The organism is Caballeronia sordidicola (genome assembly GCF_001544455.2).
GTDB lineage: Bacteria > Pseudomonadota > Gammaproteobacteria > Burkholderiales > Burkholderiaceae > Caballeronia > Caballeronia sordidicola.
The window spans coordinates 1-19,647 of record NZ_FCOC02000032.1 but is presented as its reverse complement, the minus strand read 5'-3'; the positions used below and the strand labels follow the sequence as shown (position 1 = coordinate 19,647).

The 19,647-nt window shown below is 60.5% G+C and carries 17 protein-coding genes and 1 pseudogene; 9 read left to right on the top strand and 9 right to left on the bottom strand.

What is annotated here, in order from left to right; translation table 11 throughout:
• Positions 1 to 33 precede the first annotated feature (33 nt).
• On the top strand, positions 34 to 1,302 hold the full coding sequence (locus tag AWB64_RS28925; RefSeq protein WP_060858847.1) for an MFS transporter: 1,269 nt from the start codon (positions 34 to 36) through the stop codon (positions 1,300 to 1,302).
• Positions 1,303 to 1,400: 98 nt separating this feature from the next.
• Positions 1,401 to 2,612 (top strand): MFS transporter, encoded by a 1,212-nt coding sequence (locus tag AWB64_RS28920; protein ID WP_060858846.1) that lies wholly within the window; start codon positions 1,401 to 1,403, stop codon positions 2,610 to 2,612.
• On the opposite strand, the gene AWB64_RS28915 is transcribed toward AWB64_RS28920, so the two are convergent.
• From AWB64_RS28915 to recG, 7 genes are all read right to left on the bottom strand, one after another.
• Positions 2,607 to 3,896, bottom strand: coding sequence for an NCS2 family permease (locus AWB64_RS28915; protein ID WP_060858845.1), 1,290 nt, complete (start codon positions 3,894 to 3,896; stop codon positions 2,607 to 2,609). The two genes, AWB64_RS28920 and AWB64_RS28915, sit on opposite strands and share 6 nt — an antisense overlap.
• Before the next feature lie 146 nt (positions 3,897 to 4,042).
• On the bottom strand, positions 4,043 to 4,903 hold the full coding sequence (ubiA, locus tag AWB64_RS28910) for a 4-hydroxybenzoate octaprenyltransferase (RefSeq protein WP_060858844.1): 861 nt from the start codon (positions 4,901 to 4,903) through the stop codon (positions 4,043 to 4,045).
• Between the two features lie 147 nt (positions 4,904 to 5,050).
• Positions 5,051 to 5,542, bottom strand: coding sequence for a Dps family protein (locus AWB64_RS28905; protein WP_060858843.1), 492 nt, complete (start codon positions 5,540 to 5,542; stop codon positions 5,051 to 5,053).
• A gap of 182 nt (positions 5,543 to 5,724) precedes the next feature.
• Positions 5,725 to 5,886: a hypothetical protein gene (locus tag AWB64_RS31775; RefSeq protein WP_157766725.1), complete on the bottom strand. Its 162-nt coding sequence runs from the start codon at positions 5,884 to 5,886 to the stop codon at positions 5,725 to 5,727.
• Between the two features lie 69 nt (positions 5,887 to 5,955).
• Positions 5,956 to 7,440: a catalase gene (locus AWB64_RS28900; RefSeq protein WP_060858842.1), complete on the bottom strand. Its 1,485-nt coding sequence runs from the start codon at positions 7,438 to 7,440 to the stop codon at positions 5,956 to 5,958.
• A gap of 345 nt (positions 7,441 to 7,785) precedes the next feature.
• Positions 7,786 to 8,745, bottom strand: coding sequence for a hydrogen peroxide-inducible genes activator (locus AWB64_RS28895; RefSeq protein ID WP_060858841.1), 960 nt, complete (start codon positions 8,743 to 8,745; stop codon positions 7,786 to 7,788).
• Positions 8,746 to 8,890: 145 nt separating this feature from the next.
• On the bottom strand, positions 8,891 to 11,119 hold the full coding sequence (gene recG / locus AWB64_RS28890; RefSeq protein ID WP_060858840.1) for an ATP-dependent DNA helicase RecG: 2,229 nt from the start codon (positions 11,117 to 11,119) through the stop codon (positions 8,891 to 8,893).
• A 159-nt stretch (positions 11,120 to 11,278) separates the two neighbouring features.
• On the opposite strand from recG, the gene queA reads away from it, so the two are divergent.
• From queA to AWB64_RS28855, 7 genes are all read left to right on the top strand, one after another.
• Complete coding sequence (gene queA / locus AWB64_RS28885; RefSeq protein ID WP_060858839.1) at positions 11,279 to 12,328, top strand: tRNA preQ1(34) S-adenosylmethionine ribosyltransferase-isomerase QueA; 1,050 nt, start codon at positions 11,279 to 11,281, stop codon at positions 12,326 to 12,328.
• 144 nt (positions 12,329 to 12,472) lie between these two features.
• A complete protein-coding gene (gene tgt, locus AWB64_RS28880) occupies positions 12,473 to 13,633 on the top strand; it encodes a tRNA guanosine(34) transglycosylase Tgt (RefSeq protein ID WP_060858875.1) in 1,161 nt (386 codons plus the stop codon).
• A 172-nt stretch (positions 13,634 to 13,805) separates the two neighbouring features.
• The gene (gene yajC, locus AWB64_RS28875) at positions 13,806 to 14,129 is read left to right on the top strand and encodes a preprotein translocase subunit YajC (RefSeq protein ID WP_056356232.1); all 324 of its coding nucleotides are present in this window, start codon (positions 13,806 to 13,808) and stop codon (positions 14,127 to 14,129) included.
• 122 nt (positions 14,130 to 14,251) lie between these two features.
• A complete protein-coding gene (gene secD / locus AWB64_RS28870; protein ID WP_060858838.1) occupies positions 14,252 to 16,324 on the top strand; it encodes a protein translocase subunit SecD in 2,073 nt (690 codons plus the stop codon).
• 17 nt (positions 16,325 to 16,341) lie between these two features.
• Entirely contained in the window at positions 16,342 to 17,292 is a 951-nt protein-coding gene (gene secF, locus AWB64_RS28865) for a protein translocase subunit SecF (protein WP_060858837.1), read from the top strand.
• Between the two features lie 180 nt (positions 17,293 to 17,472).
• Positions 17,473 to 17,751, top strand: coding sequence for a BrnT family toxin (locus AWB64_RS28860; RefSeq protein WP_060858836.1), 279 nt, complete (start codon positions 17,473 to 17,475; stop codon positions 17,749 to 17,751).
• Between the two features lie 42 nt (positions 17,752 to 17,793).
• The gene (locus AWB64_RS28855; protein ID WP_060858835.1) at positions 17,794 to 18,051 is read left to right on the top strand and encodes a BrnA antitoxin family protein; all 258 of its coding nucleotides are present in this window, start codon (positions 17,794 to 17,796) and stop codon (positions 18,049 to 18,051) included.
• 17 nt (positions 18,052 to 18,068) lie between these two features.
• On the opposite strand, the gene AWB64_RS28850 is transcribed toward AWB64_RS28855, so the two are convergent.
• Together AWB64_RS28850 and AWB64_RS32445 are read right to left on the bottom strand one after the other, a co-directional pair.
• Entirely contained in the window at positions 18,069 to 19,343 is a 1,275-nt protein-coding gene (locus tag AWB64_RS28850; protein WP_060858834.1) for an MFS transporter, read from the bottom strand.
• Positions 19,344 to 19,536: 193 nt separating this feature from the next.
• Positions 19,537 to 19,647, bottom strand: a pseudogene (locus AWB64_RS32445) (polyisoprenoid-binding protein); the annotation flags it as partial.

The following is a 19,647-nucleotide window of genomic DNA, read 5'->3' as shown; positions in this document are numbered from 1 at the left end:
CGCAGCGGCAGTCACCTTTCTGGAATCAAAATCATGAGTGCTCGCGACAATGACCTGAGCACCGTAACACCCACGCCGGTAGCGGCGCAGGGCGGCGGTTATGCATGGCTGGTATGGATACTGGCTACCGTCTTCGTGGTCTGGTTGTTCAACGTTCAAACCGGCTACGCAATTCTTAATACACACGTCCAGGCCGATATTGGCCTGCGACTCGATCAAGTCGGTTTGATCGCCGCGGTTTATACGTGGGTTTTTGCAATTGCCCAGTTATTCTCCGGCGCACTTCTCGACCGCCTGGGATCCCGGAAAATATTATTGCCCGCCATTCTCCTGGTTGGAATAGGCGTATTTCTTTTCGCCACGGCTCACAGCTTTGAAGTATTGCTGCTCTCGCAGGTCGTGCTGGCGCTGGGGTCGTGCGCCGGTTTCGTCGGAGCGGGGTACGTTGGCGGCGTGTGGTTTGGCATGGCCAAGTTCGGCGTGATGTTTGGCCTCGTGCAACTGGTGGCCGCATTGTCTTCTGCCTTCGGCGCTGCCGGTTTCGATGCCGCCCTGTCCGTCATGACGTGGCGTCAGCTGATGCTGGGCTTCGGTGGCTTTGGCGTACTCCTGTGGCTGGCGGCGCTCGTCTTCGTGCGCAATCCCGTTACGCCGGACACTCGCGGGCTGACCACTGGCAGGTTCCTCTCCGACGTCATCGGTTCAATGACCGAAGTGCTCAAGAACCGTCAGGTGCTGCTGATCTCGCTGGCCGGCGCGATTACCTTCGGCGTGATGCTCGCGCTGGGCGTGGTCTGGATGCCCAAGCTCGTCATGGCGCATGGCGTCAGCGAATCCGACGCAAACATGGCAAACGCCTGCTTATGGCTCGGCCTCGCGGCGGGCAGCCCGCTGATCAACAAATGGTCCGATGCCATCAAGGCACGCAAGAGCCCTGTGATCATTACCGCCATCATTCAGCTTGCCGCCCTGCTCGCACTGATCTACCTGCCGATTACGGGCATCCTGGCGATGGGCCTGTGCTTCATTGTCGGCTTCGCCAACGCGGGCCACATGCTCGCATTCACCATGGCCGGCGATAACGTGCCGCCACGCCTGATTGGCACATCGGCATCGGTTGTCAATGGCGCCATGTTCATCGTGGGCGGCGTGCTGATGAACCTTCCTGGCCGCTTCCTCGAAGGCACCGCAGGCGACCTGCCCGCGTTCCAGCACGCCATGCTCAGCATGCCGGCTTTGCTCGCCGTGTCGTGTGTGCTGTCGATCATCGTCAAGGAATCTCATCCAGCGCGTCAGCGTTAAGCCGTTGCAGCCGCGTCAGCTTCGTGCTGGCGCGTTTCCGGCATGGCGACCTGATGTCCGGTGGATCGCCATGCCCTCATCTTCTCGGGAGCATGCTCATGCACACCCGTGTTTTATCTGCTTGCAAGCCCTGGTTCAACTGGGCGCTCAGTGTCTCTTTCGTGGTTCTGGTCTTTGGTTTCCAAACGGGTTATGCCATCACCAATGGCGACATGGCGTCCAGTCTCGGTCTGGACATGGCCGATATCGGCCTGGTCGGCTTTGCCTATACGTGGTGTTTTGCCGTAAGCCAGCTGGTTTCCGGCGCATTGCTCGACCGCGTGGGCGCGCGGCGCTTGCTGCCTCTCGCGTGTGCGTTGTTAACCCTGGGCGCAACGCTTGTAGCCAGCGCACACAGTCTGACCGCGCTGTTGCTGGCGCAGTTGCCGCTGGGTCTGGGCGCGTCCTTCGCCTTTATTGGCGCGGGATTCGTGGGCGGCGTGTGGTTTGCGCCGGAACGCTATGGCGTCATGTTTGCCTGGGTGCAATTCGTTGCATCGATTGCCGCGTTTTTATCGCAGATTACGTTGACGCAATCGCTTGTCGCGTGGTCGTGGCATGCCGTGATCTATTCACTGGCCGCCGTCGCCGCCTGCCTGACCGTGCTGATGTTGTTGATGCGCGATCCACCAGGCTGGAACAGCAATCACGGATGGCCCGACGCACCGTGGCTTTTCTTGCGGCAAATGGGACGCGACCTGTTCAGCGTCACGCACGTCCCGGGCATGTTGAGCAACCTGCTTATCGGCGCGGTCAGTTTTGGCAGCATGCTGGCGATGGGCGTCGTGTGGGCGCCCCGGCTCGTTGAGGCTTATGGCATTGCGCAGCATCCCGCGCGGATTGCTGCGGCGTGCTGCTGGCTCGGAATGGCGTTCGGCGCGCCGCTGTTTGCACGCATTGCCGGCCGCAATCCTAAAACGCCGCTGCTTATCGGCGTGCTGCTTCAGTTGGGGATATTGGTCGTGTTGCTGGGAGGCGGCGCTATCGGCGTGGGACTGCTTGCCCTGCTCCTGTTTGTCTTTGGGCTGGCTGCGGGCGCGTCGATGCTGTGTTTTAGCATTGCCGGCACGCTGGTTGGGCCGGACAAGGCAGGCATTGCATCGGCGCTGGTGAATGGCAGCCAGTTCGTGATGGGCGGATTGATGATGATGATGCCCGCGCGCCTGATGGACAGCAGCGGCGTGCTGACGTCGCTTACTGTTTTGCCATTGATGTTGCTGATCGCGTTGCCACTATTTATCTGGTTGCCGACCGAGCCGAAACGCTCATAGGAACAGGTAGCGCCCCATGAACAAAGCCGCCACGACCACAATGGGCGCCTCAAGGCTCCGGTGCTGGCCGCACAACACCTTCAGGAGAACATACGCGATAGTGCCAAAAGCGATGCCATCCGAGATTGAAAAGGTGAAGGCCATCACCGTGACGCAGACTACGGCGGGCGCCGATTCCGTAAGATCCTGCCAATCAAGATCAGCCAGGCTCCTGAGCATCAGGATGGCCACGAACAGCAATGCAGGCGCGGTCGCGTGCGGCGGAATCATTGCCGCCAAGGGCGCGAAGAACAGGCTGCCCAGGAACAGCAAGGCAATGACCACGGCGGTCAGTCCGGTGCGTCCGCCAGCGGCAATGCCGGAGGTGCTTTCAATGTAGGACGTGGTGCTGGAAGTCCCGAGCAGCGCACCCGCGCTGATCGCCAGCGAATCGGCCAGCAGAGCGCGTTTCAGGCGCGGCAACTTGCCGCTGGCATCGAGAAACCCGCCGCGGCTCGCAATTGCGATCAGCGTGCCGGACGTCTCGAACAAGCTCATCAGAAAGAAAGACAGCACCACGCCGAGCACGGCGCCGTTGAGTGCGCCTTTGATATCGGCGTGCAGGAATGTGGGGGCAAGGGACGGAGGGCTCGACGCAATACCGCCATACGGCGTGATGCTCATCGCAATCGATACACCGGTGACCGTCAAAATGCCGATGAGAATGGCGCCCCGCACGCCCCGCTTGTCCAGCACGACCATCAACAGGAAGCCGGCCATGGCGAGCAATGCTTGCGGCGACTTGATATTGCCGATGGAAACGAGCGTATCCGTGTTAGCGGTGACAATACCGGCCTGATGCAGCGCCACCAGCGCGACAAACAAGCCGACGCCGGCGGAGATCGACAATTTGAGGCCTGTCGGAATGGCGTTCACAAACCATTCGCGCACCTTGAAAAGGCTGAACAACACGAACAACACGCCCGACAGAAACACCGCGCCCAGCGCCACTTCCCACGACAACCCCATGCCTTTCACAAGACCGAATGTGAAAAAGGCGTTGATGCCCATGCCCGGCGCTTGTCCAATCGGATAATTTGCGACCAGTCCCATCAGCAGGCTGCCGATCGCGGCCGCGAGACATGTGGCGACGAACGCCGCGCCATGATCCATGCCCGCGGCTTTGAGAATGTCCGGATTCACGAACAGGATCGCGGACATGGTGAGGAATGTGGTGAACCCGGCGAGACACTCGGTGCGCACGTTGGTGCGGTTGGCGGTCAAAGAAAAAAATTGGTCGAGCATGAAATTCCGATGCGACTGTCGCCCGCTATCTTGACGTTTTGCCGATGCGGGGAGGTCGAATCATAGCGGACGCCTTTGGCCGCCCTTCGCCTGCGGAGTTGATCCCACGCAAGCTTCGCAAGAAAATTTTTGCCTAAGACGCTGTCTTAATGCATGAACGCATACTGCGCCGCGATACCCGCAAACAACACGCCGCCAAGCCAGTTGTTGTGTTTGAAGGCCACGAAACATGCCATGCGTTCGCGGTCCTTGATCAACGTGTAGTGGTAGATCGCACACGCCACCGCCGCTGCCCATCCGATCCAGTAAAGCACGCCGAACCCAAGCGCCATGCCAACCCACACATAGATTCCGAGCGTCACGGCGTAACACAGCATGATCGCGAGGACATCGAAGCGGCCGAATGTCAGCGCCGACGTACGAATGCCGATCTTGATGTCGTCGTCGCGATCGACCATTGCGTATTCGGTGTCGTAGGCGACCGACCAGAACACGTTGGCGGCGAGCATGATCCACGCGAGCGGCGGCACGTGAGCCTGCACGGCGGCAAAAGCCATGGGAATGCCGAAACCAAAGGCAATCCCCAAATACGCCTGCGGAATCGCGAAAAACCGCTTCGTGAACGGATAAGTACCCGCGACAAAAAGCGCGAACACCGACAGTTCTTTAGTCAGCGCGTTGAGCGGCAAGATCAGCAGGAACGCAATCGCCGATAAAACCGCCGCCAGCGCCACGGCCTCCCACGCGGCAATCTTGCCGGACGTGATCGGCCGGTTTTCGGTGCGCTTCACGTGTTTATCGAAATCGCGATCGGCGTAGTCATTGATCGCGCAGCCGGCCGAACGCATGAGCAAGGTGCCGAGCACGAAGATCAGCAGGATCATGGGCGACGGACGCCCGCCCGATGCAATCCACAACGCGTTGAGCGTCGGCCACAGCAACAGCAAACTGCCGATAGGCTTGTCCATGCGGACAAGGCGAAGATAGAGCGGAAGACGAGCGAGCATGGCGTTCGGGCTGCGGCGGATCACGGTGACGGTATTTTAAGGCAGCGCGCCGAAGCGCCCCGCTTTCCCTTCGCCGATAACAAAAAGCCCCGCGTTCCGAGAAACGCGAGGCTTTCTGCCAATCATTTCACACGTTCAGCCGGCTTCTTACTCCGCCAGCATTGCGCGCAACATCCACGCCGTTTTCTCGTGAATCTGCATGCGTTGCGTCAACAAGTCCGCCGTCGGTTCGTCGTTGGCGTTGTCGGTCAACGGGAAAATCGCGCGCGCCGTGCGCACCACCGCTTCCTGCCCTTGCACCAGTTGGCGGATCATCTCTTCCGCCACCGGAATGCCATCGGCTTCCGGAATGGACGAGAGCTTCGCGAACTCGCGATAGCTGCCCGGCGCGTACACGCCCAGCGCGCGAATACGTTCGGCGATGGCGTCCACAGCCAGCGCCAGTTCCGTGTATTGGCCTTCGAACATCAAATGGAGCGTGTTGAACATCGGCCCTGTCACGTTCCAGTGGAAATTGTGCGTCTTAAGGTACAACGTGTAGGTATCGGCCAGCAGATGCGACAAGCCATCGGCAATCTTCTTGCGGTCTTTGTCGCTGATACCGATGTTCACAGCCGGTGATGCGATTTTCTTCGCCATAGTGACTCCGTGAGAGTGATACGAACAATGCGGGCGAATGACTGATCCAGATCGTGGACCGGGTTCCGCCGGGCGTTCGTGAGTTTATCTTAGAAACGCGGCCGGACCCGCCGTGCAGCGCGGGTCCGAAGGGTTATCGGGCGCGTCAATGCGACGCGCACCGGACCTCTGGTGCGGGTTCGTCAGACCAGACCCGCGCCGTGCAATCCTTCGATAACCACCACCGCGTAACTCGCCGCGACAATGCCAAAACCGATCGCGAGCCGCACGCCACGCGACGCGTTCAGGCTTTTGGCCTCAATGCCGCTCACCGCCCGCTCGATATTCATGATCGCTTGTGTCATCGCCGTTTCTCCTTGAGTCCTGCGTTTTCAATCGATTGGGACGCTTCTGCTCGAGCGTCCCGGCCTGCCTTACTTCGTTACTGCTTCAAGATCCGCGTCAGCGTTCTCGACCACCTGGCCCAAAGCCGCCAACGCCGCGACCACACCCGCCGCATACGCCGGATCCGCGCGCCGGAAGTGCTCGATCTGCACCTTGACGATCTCGTTCGGCACGCCGTGGATATGCCGCGCGATGTTGCCGAAGAAGCGCTGCTTTTGCGCGTCGTCGAAGAGGCGGAACAACGCGCCCGGCTGGCTGTAGTAGTCCTCGTCTTCACGATGGTCGTAACGCTCCACCGCACCCGCCGCCAACGCCGGCTCGTTCACGCTTGCGTCCTGAGCAAAGTCGCCAAAACGATTCGGCTCGTAGTTCACGCGGCCGCCGCTGTTGCCGTCCACGCGCATGCCGCCGTCGCGATGGAAAGAATTCTGCACGGCGGCCTTCGGCGCATTCACCGGAATCTGATGGTGATTGATGCCAAGGCGATACCGGTGCGCGTCGCCATACGAGAACAAGCGGCCTTGCAACAAGCGATCCGGCGAGAAGCCGATTCCCGGCACCACGTTCGCCGGCGTGAAGGCGGCTTGCTCGACATCGGCGAAATAGTTGCCGGCGTTGCGATTCAACTCGAGCGTACCCACGTCGATCAGTGGGAAATCCTTGTGCGGCCACACCTTGGTGATATCGAACGGATTCATGCGGTAGGTCGCCGCCTGCGCTTCCGTCATCACCTGGATGCGGAAATTCCACTTCGGGAAATTGCCGCGATCGATGTTGTCCACCAGGTCGCGCTGCGCGCTTTCACGGTCGCTGCCGACTACTGCCGACGCTTCGGCGTCGGTGAAATTCTCGAGCGGCTGTTGCGACTTGAAGTGGAACTTCACGTAAAAGCGCTCGTTGTTCGCGTTGATGAACGAGTACGTGTGCGAGCCGAAGCCATGCATCTGCCGATAGCTTTTCGGAATTCCCCGATCGCTCATCAGGATGGTGACCTGATGCAACGATTCCGGATGGCGCGACCAGAAGTCCCACGCCGCCACGTTGCTGCGCATGTTTGTGTACGGATCGCGCTTTTGCGTATGGATGAAATCAGGAAACTTCAGCGGATCGCGGATGAAAAACACCGGCGTGTTGTTGCCGACCACGTCCCAGTTGCCTTCTTCCGTGTAGAACTTGATCGAGAAACCGCGCACGTCGCGCTCGGCATCGGCCGCGCCGCGCTCGCCTGCGACCGTCGAGAATCGCATGAAGAGCGGCGTCTGCTTGCCGACTTCAGCAAACACCTTGGCCTTCGTGAAACGGGAGATATCGTGCGTGACCGTCAGCGTGCCGAATGCGCCCGATCCCTTGGCATGCACGCGGCGCTCGGGAATCACTTCGCGGTCGAAGTGCGCGAGCTTTTCGATCAGCCAGAAATCCTGCAACGCCACGGGACCGCGGGGACCCGCCGTCATGGAATTCTGGTTGTCGCCGACTGGCGCGCCTGCTGCGGTGGTAAGGGTGCGATTGGTCATCGAATACTCCTGGAATTTGCTCGGAAACAGTTATGCGGGGCGTGTTCAGCAAGTGCGCGCGAAGCTGGCCAGCATGTCGACCACCACGCTGCGTGCTTCGCGATAATTCGCGGTAAGTTGCATGGCCTGCCGGGCGATCAATGTCATGGCTTTCTCCTTTTTTTGTCGGACCGGACGGAGCCGAACCATGGATAGGAGCTTAACAAAAACTATCTATCTCGATAATTCAATTAATTCAATCTATCCGATAGGGCGGCCGAATGCCGCGATTGGTTCAACGTTCGAAAACAGTGGGGAAAGCACAGAAGCCGCGCCAGAACGGCGCGGCGAGGCGATGCTCAGTGCTTAGTTGACGGCGGCGGGCAACTCGAGCCGCGTGACGCCGGGAATGTTGCAGGCAGCAATTGCATCGCAAATTGCTTCGATGGCGGGCATCCGCGTAAAACTCTTGCGCCACGCCAGGACCACGCGGCGGTCGGGTACGGGGTCATCGAAGGGAACGTAGCTCAGCAGACCGGCATCCACGCCCGCCGCGTGAGGCTTCACTTCCATGACCGACATGCGCGGCAGCACGGTGATTCCCACTCCGCTCGCGACCATGTGCCGGATCGTTTCCAGCGACGATCCTTCGAAAGTCTTCTGGATTCCATCTGCATTCTGCGAAAAACGCATCAACTCGGGACACACGCCGAGCACGTGATCGCGGAAACAATGTCCGCTGCCGAGAAGCAGCATGGTTTCCAGCTTCAGGTCGTCGGGATCGATCTTCTCGCGGTTTTCCCAGGGATGACCGGCGGGCATGGCGACCACAAAGGGTTCGTCGAACAGCGGCCGCACCATCAGGCCGGTTTCGGGGAACGGCAGCGCCATGATGGCGACATCGATTTCACCTTGCTTGAGCAGTTCGATCAGCTTGAGCGTGTAGTTTTCCTGCAGCATCAGCGGCATCTGCGGCACGCGCTTGATCATCTGCTTGACGAGCGTGGGCAACAGATACGGCCCGATGGTGTAGATCACGCCCAGCCGCAACGGGCCGACCAGAGGGTCCTTGCCCTGCTTGGCGATTTCCTTGATGGCAAGCGTCTGCTCCAGCACGCGCTGCGCCTGCGTCACGATCTGTTCGCCGATCGGGGTCACGCTGACTTCGCTCGTGCCGCGCTCGAAAATCTGTACGTTCAGTTCGTCTTCGAGTTTTTTTATTGCTACCGACAACGTCGGCTGACTCACGAAACACGCCTCGGCCGCACGGCCAAAATGCCGCTCGCGCGCCACCGCAACGATGTACTTCAATTCGGTCAGGGTCATTAGGGGCCAATCAGAGTCATTGAATCGATAGGATTTGACTTATACACCCGTAGAGGGGATTCGCCAACCCGCGCAGGAATAGTCGCGCTCAAAACGAGAAAGCCGTTTCACGCAGTCGCTTAAGACCCGGGAAACCACGCTGCGTTCACGCTTTCAAGTATTGCTCGCGCGCGCCAAGCCATCTGGCGAGGTGATTCGTGACGGCTTCGGGAAATTGGGCAAGCATCTGGTCGGCTGCCGCGCGCGCCGGTTCGATCAGCCAGCCATCGTTTTCCAGACTGGCGAAGCGCAGCATGGCCGCACCGGATTGCCGCGCGCCGAGAAACTCGCCGGGGCCGCGAATCTCCAGGTCGCGACGCGCGATTTCGAAGCCATCGGCGGTTTCGCGCATGGTCTGCAAGCGGGCGCGGGCGGTCTGCGACAGCGGCCCGGCGTACATCAGCACGCACACCGACGCCGCGCTGCCCCGTCCCACACGGCCTCTCAACTGGTGAAGCTGCGCGAGGCCAAACCGTTCGGCGTGCTCGATCACCATCAGCGATGCATTCGGCACGTCCACGCCGACTTCGATCACGGTCGTGGCAACCAGCAACTGGACTTCGGCACGCGAGAACGCGTCCATGACGGCGCCTTTCTCCGCAGGCGGCAGGCGTCCATGAACAAGCCCGATGCGCAATTCCGGCAGCGCGGCGGCCAGCGTCTCGTAGGTCTCGACCGCCGTCTGCAATTGCAGCGTCTCGCTTTCCTCGATCAGCGGGCACACCCAATACACCTGCCGTCCGGTCAACGCCGCCTCGCGCACGCGGGCTATGACTTCGTCGCGGCGGTTGTCGGAAACGAGCTTGGTCAGGATCGGCGTGCGCCCCGGCGGCAATTCGTCAATAGTCGATACATCCAGGTCCGCGTAATACGTCATGGCAAGCGTGCGCGGGATCGGCGTGGCCGACATCATCAACTGATGCGGCTGGAAGTTCTGCGCACCGTCACCGGCGTTTTGCGCCTTGGCCCGCAAGGCGAGCCGCTGGGCCACGCCAAAGCGGTGTTGTTCGTCGATGATTGCAAACCCCAGGCGCGCGAACTCGACCGCGTCCTGAATGATCGCGTGCGTGCCGATCACCAGTTGCGCCGCGCCGGACGCCGCCGCCTCCAGCGCCGCGCGCTTTTCCTTCGCCTTCAGGCTGCCGGCAAGCCACGCGACGGTCACGCCCAGCGGTTCGAGCCACGCGCGAAGCTTGCGCGCGTGCTGCTCGGCAAGGATTTCGGTCGGCGCCATCAACGCGGCCTGATATCCGGCATCGATAGCCTGCGCGGCAGCCAGCGCCGCCACGATTGTCTTGCCGCTGCCCACATCGCCTTGCAGCAAACGCTGCATGGGATGCGGCAGCGTCAGTTCGCCGGAAATCTCCGCGCAGACGCGCTCCTGCGCCCCGGTCAGCTTGAACGGCAACGTCGCCAGGAAGCGCGCGACGAGCGACTCCGGCGCGTCGTGCAGGCGCGGCATCATGGGCGCGGCGCGTGTGCGGCGCTCCTCGTGCGCGCGCTTGAGCGACAACTGCTGCGCGAGCAACTCCTCGAACTTGATGCGCGTCCACGCCGGATGCGTGCCGTCGATCAACGCGTTTTCATCGGAATCCGCGTGGGGATGATGGAGCGTTTTCACGGCGTCAAGAAGGCCGGGCACGTTCAGCGGCTGAAGATGCGCACGCGCAATCTTCTCCGGCAGCAATTCCGGCAGATGAACCCGCGACAACGCACTGTCGATAGCCTTGCGCAAATACGCCTGCGACACACCCGCCGTGCTCGGATAAACCGGCGTCAGCGCTTGCGGCAGCGGCGTGTCTTCATCCACCGGACGCACCTGTGGATGCACCATCTCCATGCCGAAGAAACCGCCGCGCACGTCGCCGCGAACGCGCAAGCGCACGCCGATCGCCATCTGCTTGACCTGCGAGCCGTAGAAATTGAGGAAGCGCAGCGTGAGTTCGTCGCCGGCGTCATCGTGCATTTTCACGAGCAACTGGCGGCGTGGCCGGTACGCGATCTCGTTGTCGAATACCACGCCTTCGGTCTGCGTGTTGTCGCCGGGAATCAGATGGCCAATAGGCGTGATGCTCGTTTCGTCTTCGTAGCGCATCGGCAGATGCAGCACCAGATCGATATCCGATTTCAGGCCGAGCTTCGCGAGTTTGTCGACGGGTTTAGGCGGCGGCGCAGCGGGTTTGAGCGGCTGGACCTTGTCCGCAATTTCAAGATCGGCGAGTTTTCTCGTACGCCCGCGCTTGGGTTTCTGGATGGGCGCGTCCGGTTCGCCCGCTGCTTCAGGAGCAATTCCGGCTTCAGGATCGACGAGCAAACGGCGGTCGGGCAAGGGCATCTGATCTCTTCAAAGTACAATATCGGCTTCGTTCGGCGCGGCGAAGCGGGAGTTCCCCTCTCGCCGTGCGTTCTTTACGACGGCGCCGCCGCGCGCCGCCCTGCCACGCGTTTTTGCAAAATACCGCGCGAATCATCGTGCACTGACTCGCTTTCCCCAATGTTCACGCTTTCCGACTTCGATTTTAATCTGCCGCCCGAGCTGATCGCGCAAACGGCGCTCGCCGAGCGCAGCGCGAGCCGTCTGCTCGACGTGGACAACAGCGCCGCTGCGCCTGTGTTCACCGACCGCCAGTTCACCGAGTTGCCCGGCTTGCTCGAACCCGGCGATCTGCTGGTATTCAACGATACCAAAGTACTGAAGGCACGGTTCCTCGGCCAAAAGGCCAGCGGTGGGCGAGTCGAGGTGCTCATCGAGCGTCTGACGGGCGCGACAACCGCGCTCGCGCAGATCCGGGCAAGCAAAAGCCCGCAGCCCGGCACGAGGATCGTTCTCGCCGATGCTTTCGAAGTCACGGTCGGCGAGCGCGCGGAACCGTTCTACACGCTGCATTTCCCGGCTGATTGCCTCACGCTGATCGAGCAATACGGGCGCTTGCCGTTGCCGCCGTACATTGAGCACGATCCCGACGCCTACGACGAAACTCGCTACCAGACTGTTTATGCCGCGAACCCCGGCGCGGTCGCGGCGCCCACCGCGGGCCTGCATTTCGATGCCCCGCTCCTCGCCGCGCTCGACGCGCGCGGCGTGGATCGCGCGACGCTGACGCTGCACGTGGGCGCGGGCACATTCCAGCCGGTGCGCGTGGAGAATCTCGCGGAGCACAAGATGCATAGCGAGTGGTACAGGTTGCCGCAGTCGCTCGCCGACAAGATCGCGGCGGCAAAAGCGCGCGGAAATCGCGTGATCGCGGTCGGAACCACGTCCATGCGCGCCCTCGAAGCCGCCGCGCGCGACGCCGATGAAGCCGGCCGCACGCTCGCGGAAACCAGCGCCGAGACGGATATTTTCATCACGCCGGGTTACCGGTTTCGCGTGGTCGACCGGCTTGTGACGAATTTCCATTTGCCGAAATCGACGCTGATGATGCTCGTTTCCGCGTTTGCGGGCATGGACGCGATCCGCGCCGCCTACGCGCATGCAATTGAAGAGCGATACCGTTTTTTCAGCTACGGCGACGCCATGCTGCTCACGCGGCAAACGTCTTGAACCCAGCGGCCCACGCAATAAATTACCCATTTGCGCCGGACACGCCGGTCCGGAGTTGGCGCTTCAGCGCCTGACTCCGTCCCCAATGCAGGGCCTTTCCGGTCGCAGGAGCTTCGAATGAACGAAATGAACGAAACAACCCATATGGCCGAAACAACGACGCGCCCGGAAAACGGCCTTGCGTTCGATCTGATCGCAACCGACGGCCAGGCGCGCCGCGGCCGCGTCACGCTGAACCATGGCGTGGTCCAGACGCCAATCTTCATGCCCGTTGGCACCTACGGCACGGTGAAGGCCGTCCAGCCGCGCGAACTCGAGGAAATGCACGCGCAGATCATCCTCGGCAACACGTTTCACCTCTGGCTGCGTCCGGGGCTGGAAACAATCTCGGCGCATGGCGGATTGCATCGCTTCATGAACTGGAACCGGCCGATCCTCACCGATTCCGGCGGCTTCCAGGTCTTCTCTCTCGGCGATCTGCGCAAGATCACCGAAGACGGCGTCACGTTCGCGTCGCCCATCAATGGCGACAAGCTGTTTTTATCGCCGGAAATCTCGATGCAGATTCAGAAGGTGCTGAACTCTGACATCGTGATGCAACTGGACGAATGCACGCCCTACGCCACCAACGGCGTGCCTACGCCGCACAAGGACGCGGCGGATTCCATGCGCATGTCGATGCGCTGGGCCAAACGTTCGCTCGATGAATTCGCGCGGGGCGGCAACCCGAACGCGCTGTTCGGCATTGTCCAGGGCGGCATGTTCGAGGATCTTCGCGACGAATCGCTCGCCGGTCTCGCGGACATGGATTTTCATGGATTTGCGATCGGTGGTTTATCGGTCGGCGAGCCGAAGGAAGAGATGATCCGCCTGCTGGAACACGTAGGTCCTAAGCTTCCCGCCAATAAACCCCGTTATCTGATGGGCGTGGGCACGCCTGAAGACCTCGTCGCGGGCGTAGGCTCGGGCGTGGACATGTTCGACTGCGTGATGCCGACCCGCAATGCGCGCAATGGCTGGCTCTTCACCCGCTTCGGCGACGTCAAGATCCGCAACGCCACACACAAGAACTCGCTCCGGCCGCTCGACGAAAGCTGCGGCTGCTATACCTGCCGTCATTTCACGCGTGGGTATTTGCACCATTTGCATCGCGTGGGCGAAATTCTCGGCTCGCAACTGAACACCATCCACAACCTGCACTACTACTTGCAACTCATGCAGGAAATCCGCGATTCAATCGAAAACCACATGTTCGACGCGTTCGTGAAGGTGTTTCATGAGAACCGGGCGCGTGGAATCGGCTGACCAGATGGCTAACGTTCGCTTGATCGACGCTTCGATTCACGCAATAGACATTACAATTGCTTTACGCCGCCCTTTAACAGCTTGATCACAAAGCGCATTCCGCGCTTGTGCGGCGAAGCCCGGTGTTAGAATGGCGGGCTAATTTTCTGATCGTTATAACGGAGAGACCGACGTGGATTTTATTTCAAGAGCCTTCGGACAAGGCGCCGACGGTGCACAGTCAAGCATCATGAGTTTTCTGCCTCTGATCTTGATGTTCGCTGTGTTGTACTTCATCATGATTCGCCCGCAAATGAAGCGCCAGAAGGAACATCGCAACATGCTGGCTGCAATGGCGAAGGGTGACGAAGTCGTAACGAACGGCGGTATTGTCGGCAAGGTGACGAAGGTGTCGGACGCGTATGTGGGCGTCGAGATCGCGGAAGGCACGGAAATCACCATCCAGAAGGCGTCTGTCACGACCATCCTCCCGAAAGGCACGATCAAGTCGCTGTAAGGCCGATATTTCTTGCGTCCGGCGCGGCTCGTGCGGTTACGCACCTTTACGCCGGCAGCCCGCTCATTGCCGGACGCAAACGCTTATCCCCTCCTCGCCAACTCTCCTGTTCGGCCATTCCCATGAATCGCTACCCACTTTGGAAATATGCCGTGATGCTGGTGGCGCTCGTCATCGGCCTCGTCTATACACTGCCCAATTTTTTCGGCGAAGCGCCAGCGGTGCAGGTATCGAGCGGCAAGGCAACGGTCAAGCTTGATTCGTCAACGCTTGCCAATGTCGAGGGCGCCCTGTCGGCGAGCAAGATCGCGGCAGACGAAGTCACCTTCGACAACTCGTCGGCTAACGCGAACATCCGCGTGCGCCTGAAAGACACGGATACGCAATTGCGCGTGAAGGATCTGTTGCAGAAAACGCTCAACAGCGACCCGAACGATCCGCAATATATCGTCGCGCTGAATCTGCAGGCGGCTTCGCCACGCTGGCTCACCGCGTTGCATGCATTGCCCATGTACCTTGGCCTCGACTTGCGCGGCGGCGTGCACTTCCTGCTGCAAGTGGACATGGCGGGGGCACTGAACAAGAAGCTGGATTCGAACGCCACTGACGCCCGCGCCCTCCTGCGCGATAAAAACATCCGCGATGGCGGCGTGAATCGCGTGAATCAGGCTGTGGTGGTCAACTTCTCCGACCAGGCTGCCGCCGATTCCGCGCGCACGGTGCTTTCGACGAGCCTGAACGAACTGCAATGGGCAACACGTCAGGGCGGCGACGGTTACCAAGTGGTCGGCACGTTCACGCCGGCTGCGCAAAAGACGGTTGAAGACAGCGCACTCAAGCAGAACATCATCACGCTGCATAACCGCGTGAACGAGCTTGGCGTGGCCGAGCCGGTGATCCAGCAACAAGGTTCCGACCGGATCGTGGTCGAGCTGCCGGGCGTGCAGGACACGGCGAAAGCGAAGGACATCATCGGCCGCACGGCAACGCTCGAAGCCCGCCTCGCCGATCCGACCAACACGCATCCGGGCCCGAACGACCCGGTTCCTCCCGGCGACGAACTCTTCACGCAGGGCAACACGGGGCCCACGCTCGTACGCAAGCAGGTGATTTTCTCGGGTGACCGGATCATCGACGCATCGGCGGGATTCGACGAACATCAGCGTCCGTCCGTGAACATTCGCCTCGACGCGGCCGGCGGCCGTTCGGTAAGCAGCGTGTCGCGCGACAACATCGGCAAGCCGATGGCCATGATCCTGTTCGAGAAAGGCAAGGGCGAAGTGCTGACGGTCGCGACCATCCAGTCCGAACTCGGCGACCGCTTCCAGATCACCGGACAGCCTTCGCCGCAAGCCGCAACGGATCTCGCGCTGCTGCTGCGCGCCGGCTCGCTCGCTGCGCCCATGGACATCATCGAAGAACGCACGATCGGCCCGAGCCTGGGCGCCGACAACATCAGGAAGGGCTTCGATTCGGTGCAGTACGGTTTCGCCGCTATCGCCGTCTTCATGATCGCGTACTACATGCTGTTCGGCCTGATCTCCATGTTGTCGCTGTCGGTGAACCTGCTGTTGCTGGTGGCGATTCTCTCCATGCTGCAAGCCACGCTGACGCTGCCGGGTATAGCGGCTATTGCGCTCGCGCTCGGTATGGCAATCGATGCAAACGTGCTGATCAACGAACGTATCCGCGAGGAACTGCGCAACGGCGCGCCGCCGCAGCTCGCTATTCAGAACGGCTTTTCGCACGCATGGGCAACGATTCTCGACTCTAACGTGACCACCCTGATTGCCGGTCTGGCGCTGCTCGCGTTTGGCTCGGGTCCGGTGCGCGGCTTTGCGGTCGTGCACTGTATCGGCATCCTGACATCCATGTTCTCGGCTGTGTTCTTCTCGCGCGGTCTCGTGAATCTCTGGTACGGCGGCAAGAAGAAACTGCAATCGCTCGCGATTGGTCAGGTCTGGCGTCCGACTGGCAGCGACACGGCCGCGGCCACCGCCGCTTATCTGGCGAACGAGCGTGGTGACGATTCTCCCGTCGACGAAATCGTCCAGCCCGCCGCCCGCGCCAAGGCGCCAGTCCCCGCCCGTGCGCAGAAACAGCAGGCTGCGCCCGCGCTTCGCAACGGCAAGCCGGTTGTTCGCCGCCGCTCGGGGCCTGGCATCGAGCCGAAAAAACCCGGCTCGTCCAACTGAGTCCCGGAGAATAAATCATGGAATTCTTTCGTATTCGCCGCGACTTGCCGTTGATGCAGCGAGCATTGCTTTTCAACGCAATTTCGCTCATCACGTTTCTCGCCGCTGTGTTTTTCCTTCTGCATCGCGGACTGCATCTTTCCGTGGAATTCACCGGCGGGACCGTGGTGGAAGTGCAGTATCCGCAGGCCGTGCCGCTCGAACCCGTGCGCGACACCATGAGCAAGCTCGGTTATCCCGACGCCCAGGTGCAGAATTTCGGCACGTCGCGCGACGTGCTGATCCGCTTGCCGTTGAAGCAAGGATTGACGTCCGCGCAGCAAAGCGATCAGGTGATGAGTGCGCTGAAGAACCAGGATGCGCAGGCGCAGTTGCAGCGTGTTGAATTCGTCGGTCCGCAAGTCGGCAAGGAACTCGTCACCAACGGGCTGCTCGCGCTTGCCTGCGTGGTGATCGGCATTGTGATCTACCTGTCGTTCCGGTTCGAATGGAAATACGCGGTGGCCGGCATTATCGCCAACTTGCATGACGTGGTGATCATTCTCGGGTTCTTCGCGTTCTTCCAGTGGGAGTTTTCGCTCTCGGTGCTGGCAGCGATTCTTGCAGTGCTCGGTTACTCGGTGAACGAGTCGGTGGTTATCTTCGACCGGATTCGCGAAACCTTCCGCAAGCAGCGCAAGATGACGGTGATCGAGGTGATCAACCACGCAATCACCAGCACCATGTCGCGAACCATCATCACTCACGGTTGTACGGAAATGATGGTGCTGTCCATGTTCCTGTTCGGCGGCGCGACGCTGCATTATTTTGCGCTGGCGCTGACGGTGGGCATCTTGTTCGGTATTTATTCGTCGGTGTTCGTGGCTGCTGCGCTGGCCATGTGGCTTGGCGTGAAGCGCGAAGATTTGGTGAAGGACAAGAAGCCGAAATTCGATCCCAACGATCCGAACGCTGGCGCAGAGGTTTAAAGCGCCAGGGATTCAATGTTTGAAGGCAGGAAGGGCCGATTCGAAAGAGTCGGCCTTTTTGCTTTTGGGGCGGGGATTTGCAACATTTGGTGGAACCGACACATGCGGCTACGGGTAAGCCGACTGCGGGAGTTCCTAATACTGCACAATGTATGTACAATCGTAAATACAGGAAGCGTCATGCAATTCGAGTGGGACGAAGCGAAGAACCGCAGCAATATCCGGAAACACGGTATCGACTTCAATGACGCGGTCGAAATTTTCAAGTATCCCGTGCTGACCGCGGCGGATCGCCGGGAAGACTTTGGCGAAGACCGCTGGATTGCGCTCGGATGGATGAAACTGATCGTTGCGTTGGTCGTATATGTAGAGCGCGACGGCGACACCATACGGATCATTTCGGCACGCAAGGCAACGCGTCCCGAAGTAAGACGTTATGGGGACGCCATTTCCCGTTGATCCATTCAACGCCTTCCAGGCACTTAAGGGCAGAGCAAAACCATGAGCAAAACTACAAAGACCGACTGGAAGCGCCTGGAAGCCATGCCGGACGCCAGCATCGACACAAGCGAGATGCCCGAACTTGGCGACGATTTCTTCAAGAATGCCGAACTGCACAAACCGCCCAAGCAAGCCGTCACCATGCGGCTCGACGCCGACGTGCTGGCGTGGTTCAAGGAACAAGGCGAGGGGTACCAGACGCGCATCAACAAGCTTTTGCGCGCCTACATGCAGGCGCAGCAAAAGCGGCACTCATGAGAACGCGGTCGTACCTGTCACCTGAATCCAAGCCGTTTTCTCGCCGCCATCAACGCCACGAGGCTGATCGCCGCCGCGAAAATCATGTAGAAACTCGGCGCGGCCTTTGATCCCGTCGATGCAATCAACCACGTGATGATGAACGGCCCGAAGCCGCCGAACACCGTCACCGCAATGTTATAAGCGAGCGACATCCCGGTCGTGCGCGTCGCGACGGGAAACATCTCCGAAAGCAAGCCCGGCAACGCGGCGAAGTACCCCGTCATCAGTACGCCCAGCACTGCCTGCACGACCAGCAGGTTGCCGAACGTGGGATGCGCGACGATCCACGTGAAAAGCGGGTAAATGAGCAGAAGCAAGAGCACCGCCGAGATCAGCATGATGCGGGTGCGGCCGTGGGTATCGGAGAGATGGCCGACCCATGGCGAAAGCACCATCTGGATTGCGCCGGTCAGCAGGATCGCCGTGAACGCCACCGATGGCGCGAGGCCCAACTGGCGGATCGCATAAGTCGGCATGAAGAGTACGAGATAGGTCGCAACCGTTCCCAGCACCACGGTGCCAATGGCAATCAGCAAGCGCTCCTTGTTCGATGCAAACGTGTCCCGCAACGGCGTCGCGGTCGTCACGGCCGAGAGGAATTCAGGCGTTTCATCGAGTCGCGTGCGGATGTAGTACGCCACCGGCCCGATCAGCAAACCGAAGAAAAACGGCATGCGCCAGCCCCATGAATTCATCTGTTCCGGCGATAGATTCCCGGTCAAAACCACACCGAAAATGGCGGCAAGCAGCGTGGTCAAGCCCTGGCTCGCGACCTGCCAGCTCGCGAAGAAACCGCGCCGCCCGGGCACATGCTCGGCAAGGAACGCGGTTGCACTGCCGAATTCGCCGCCGGCGGAGAAGCCCTGCATCAAACGCGCGAGCACCAGGATCAGCGGCGCCGCAATGCCAATGGACGAGTAAGTCGGCAACACGGCAATAATTAACGTGCCCACCATCATCAACAGAATGGACAGTGTGAGCGCGGCCTTGCGGCCGGCTTTATCGGCGTAGGCGCCGAGCACGATCGCGCCCAGCGGCCGCATGAAAAACGACACGCCGAACGTGCCGAGTGTGAGCAAAATCGAGACTGAATCGTTGCCCGACGGAAAGAACAACTTCGAGATCACCACCGCGAAAAACCCATAGACCACGAGGTCGAACCATTCGAGCGCGTTGCCTATGGACGCCGCCACCACCGCGCGCCACGCGGCCGGCCGGACAACAGTTGCTGATACAGGCGTACTGGCCATGCATTTTCTCCTGGAATTTTTATATCGATGCCGCGCACATTCGGCCCGCAAGCAAAACTGCAAACGCTGCCGACTGTGCCACACCGAAATCCAGATCGAAATGCTCGCAAAACCCGGGGCGAAAAAAAACCGCTTCGTGCGAAGCGGTTTTTCCGGTCCACAGCATTGGACCGTGTAAGTAGTCGCTGCCTGCTTACTGGCGCACGCCTTCAGCCTGAATATGCAGCGTCGTCTTCATCTTGAAGCCGTAGGTCTTGCCATAATCCACGCCGAAATCGCCCCGATCGAACGTCGCCGTCGACTC